Raw genomic sequence first — 3,856 nt, 5'->3', positions numbered from 1 at the left:
CCACCAGCAAACCCAACACCACGAGCGGCCAAAGCCCCGCCCGGCCCGCCCATGCGGCGTATGGCGTCACACCGGCTTGCCCCTGCACTTCGGCCAACAGCACGCCACGCGTCTGCCCTGGCATGCGTTGCACGACGCGTCCCAGGTGATCGATGACAACGGTCGCCCCCGTGTTGGTCGATCGAATGGTCGGGACCTGGAATTCCAGCGAGCGCATGCGCGCGATCTGCAGGTGCTGATGGATGGCCACCGTGTCACCGAACCAGGCCAGGTTGCTCACGTTGGCGAGCATCGTCGGGGCAGTTTCCGCGTGCACGAAACGACTCGCAAGCTCCTCGCCAAACAAGTCCTCGTAGCAGATGTTGGGGCCAACGCGCTGCCCCTTGACCACGAAGGATGGTGCCGAGAGCGGGCCGCGAGAAAAGTCCCCCAGAGGCATGTTCATCATGTTGACGAACCAGCGAAAGCCCAGCGGGATGAATTCACCAAATGGCACCAGGTGGTGCTTGTCGTAGCGATATGGCTGAGCCAGCTCCGGCGACAGCCCCACCACCGAGTTGGTGTAGCCCGATTCCAGGCTGCCCAGCGGCATCCCGATCAGCGCTGCGCGCCCTTGGCCTGACCCGAACATCGCACGCAGGCCATCCCAGTAGCCCTCGGGCAATTGCTCCGGCAGCAGCGGGATCGCCGTTTCGGGCGCCACCACCAGGTCGGCTTGCACCTGCTGCAACTGCTGCCCATGCCAGACCAGCATGTTGCCGAGCATCCGGGCATCGAACTTTTCGTCCTGGGCGACATTGCTCTGCAGCAACGCGACTTTCAAGGGTTGCCCATGCGGGTGGGTGTGTGGCGCAGGCGACCAGGCGGCCAGCCCGATGCTCAAGCCCAGCAAGGGCAAGGGCATCAGCCAGCGGGCCTTCGTGTGCCGGGGCGTGCCAAATGCGCCCAGAGCGGCCAACGCCACCAACGTGGCCCAGATGCAGCCCAAGCCGTAGACACCCACCCAGGGCGCCAGAAGGGCCCAGGGCGTGTCGATCAAGGCATAGCCACTGGCCCCCCAGGGAAAGCCGGTGAATATCAGCGCCCGCGCCAACTCGGCCAGCAGCCAAAGCCCGCCGAACAGCGTCGCATCGCGCCAGGGCGAGCCGCACCGAAAACGTTGCCACGCGGCCCCGGCAAGTGCCATGTAGCCCGACAGCGCCAGGCAAAGCAGGACCACCGCCAGCGCCGACAACCAGGCAGGCAGGCCACCAAAGTGGTGGAGGCTGACGAACATCCAACCCGTCGCGCCCACCAGCCAGACACTCGCGTGCAGCCAGGCCACCAACGCCGCTGCGCGCACCTTCGTTTGCCCGGCCAGCAGGCACACCAGCCAAGCCGCTGCAGCCGTTTGAAGCACCGCCGGCAAGGCCGCATGCAAGCCAGCCACCCACGGCGACAAGGCCAGGGCTTGGAGCCCACCCGAGAGCAGGGCCAGCCACCAGCGAGGCGCCGTCAACCGATCATGCGCCTGCCCGAAAGAGACCGAACCCGCCACCTCAGGCATGCTCGGCCGCATCGGCCGGCCCGGAGACAGACGTCACCTTGAACCAACGCACGGAGCCGCCGCGGGCGAGCATCACCGAGAAGCGCAAGCCGCCCAGCTCGACCACCTCGCCTCGGCGAGGCACCCGTCCCAACTCATGCGCCACCAGGCCGCCAATCGTGTCGAAATCGTCCTGGGACAACTGTGCCTGGAAGGCCTCGTTCACATCGGCGATGAGCGCATCGCCCGCCACCCGCTGGCTGCCATCGGCCAGCGTGAAGATGCTCGACTCGCCGTCGTCGTCGTCGAACTCATCTTCGATCTCGCCGACGATCTCCTCGAGCACGTCTTCGATGGTGATGAGACCGGCCGTCTTGCCGAACTCGTCGATGACGATGGCCAGGTGGCTGCGGTTGGAGCGAAATTCACGCAGCAACTCGTTGAGCCCCTTGGATTCGGGCACGAAGTAAGGCGCCCGCAGCAGCGTGCGCAGGTTCAAGTCCGGCGAGCGCTGCAACTTGAGCAGGTCTTTGGCCATCAGCAGGCCGATGATGTTGTCGCGGCTGTCCTGGTAGACCGGGAAGCGAGAATGACCCGTGTCGATGACGGACGCCAGCAGCTCCTCGTACGGCGCGTCGATGTCGAGCATGTCCATGCGACGCACGGCCACCATGACGTCGCCAGCCGTCATGCCAGCCATGCGGATCACGCCCTCGAGCATGACCCGGGACTCGGGCTCGATCAGCTCGCGGTGCTCGGCTTCGGCCAGGGTGCGGATGAGTTCAGCCGTGGAGTCCGGTCCTGGCGAGATGAACTCGACGAGGCGGACAAACAGGCTGCGGGGGTCCCGCGCAAGGGGACGCCGGTCGACCCGAGGCGGTCGACTAGGGGAAGGTTCGGACACGGCAGGGGTGTCGTGGTTGGGATGCCGCAAGAATAACCCATCGACACCGGGCGACGTCAGCACCCTGGTGACACCCGCCAGGGTGGGCCCAAACCGGCCTACACTAGCCCCATGAGCCTGATCCCCGTCACCATCCTCACCGGCTTCCTGGGCGCCGGCAAGACCACCCTGCTCAAGCGCGTGCTCACCGAAGCCCATGGCCAGAAGATCGCCGTCATCGAAAACGAGTTCGGCGAAGAAAACATCGACAACGAGATCCTCGTGGCCGACACCGAAGAGCACATCGTCCAGATGAGCAACGGTTGTGTCTGTTGCACGATCCGGGAAGACCTGCGGGAAACGCTGTCCGACCTGGTCAAGCAAAAAAAGGCCGGCACCCTGAATTTCGAGCGCGTGGTCATCGAAACCACCGGCCTGGCCGACCCTGGCCCCGTGGCCCAGACTTTCTTCATGGACGACGAGATCGCCGAGCACTACCTGCTCGACGCCATCGTCACGCTGGTGGACGCCAAGCACGGCGACCAGCAACTCGACACCCGCCAGGAAGCACGCCGTCAGGTGGGCTTTGCCGACCTGATCTTCATGAGCAAGTCCGACCTGGTCGATGGCGCGCAAGCCGACGCCCTGTCCCACCGCATCAAGCACATGAACCCGCGCGCCCCGCAAAAGCGCGTGCACTTCGGTGAGGTGCCCATCAAAGAGGTCTTCGACCTCAAGGGCTTCAACCTCAACGCCAAGCTGGACATCGACCCGGACTTCCTGACCGAAGGCCATGGTCACGCGCACAAGCACGACCACGGCCATGACCATGACTGCGGCCACGATCACGCCCACGGCGAGCACTGCGACCACCCGCATCACCACGCCCACGACGACGACGTCAAGTCCTTCGTCTACAAGGCCAGCAAGCCCTTCGACGCCACCAAGCTGGAGGACTTCCTGGGTTCCATGGTGCAGATTTACGGCCCTCGGATGCTGCGCTACAAAGGTGTGCTGCACGTCAAGGGGATCGACAAGAAGGTGGTCTTTCAGGGCGTGCACCAGTTGATGGGCAGCGACACCGGCCCCAAGTGGGCGCCCGGCGAGACCAAACAGAGCAAGATGGTCTTCATCGGCATCGACATCCCCCAGGACCTGTTCAAGGCAGGCCTGGATCAATGCCTGGCCTGATCAGGCTTGGTTTCTAGGGATAGCCTGGGGAGTCCAGTCAAAGACCATGGCTACAATCCGCGCGCTTCCCAAGGGTGGACAAACCCGACGGTTGGCACTTCAGTCTGGAGCAGGCCCCACATCAGGAGCCTGAATCCGGTCACCCCCCTGTCTGTGGATCACGCAATTCGGGAAGGAGGATCCTGTGACGAAAACCACCGCCTCTGGCACCAAGGCTGCCGCCAAGTCGGCCGGCGCCAAGTCGGCTGCACCAGCCA

The 3,856-nt window shown here is 64.7% G+C and carries 3 protein-coding genes; 1 reads left to right on the top strand and 2 read right to left on the bottom strand.

The window, feature by feature from the left end; genetic code table 11:
- Together lnt and B2W70_RS13745 are read right to left on the bottom strand one after the other, a co-directional pair.
- On the bottom strand, positions 1-1,498 hold a 1,498-nt coding region (gene lnt, locus B2W70_RS13750), incomplete at its 3' end, for an apolipoprotein N-acyltransferase (protein ID WP_286746510.1).
- 40 nt (positions 1,499-1,538) lie between these two features.
- Positions 1,539-2,429, bottom strand: coding sequence for an HlyC/CorC family transporter (locus tag B2W70_RS13745; RefSeq protein ID WP_286746508.1), 891 nt, complete (start codon positions 2,427-2,429; stop codon positions 1,539-1,541).
- Positions 2,430-2,540: 111 nt separating this feature from the next.
- Here B2W70_RS13745 and B2W70_RS13740 point away from each other — a divergent pair, with 111 nt between their 5' ends.
- Entirely contained in the window at positions 2,541-3,599 is a 1,059-nt protein-coding gene (locus B2W70_RS13740; protein WP_286746507.1) for a CobW family GTP-binding protein, read from the top strand.
- Positions 3,600-3,856 lie beyond the last annotated feature (257 nt).

The sequence above is a fragment of the Aquabacterium sp. UBA2148 genome, assembly GCF_002328915.1.
Classification (GTDB): Bacteria; Pseudomonadota; Gammaproteobacteria; order Burkholderiales; family Burkholderiaceae_C; genus Aquabacterium; species Aquabacterium parvum.
This window is presented reverse-complemented; position numbering and strand designations above follow the sequence as displayed.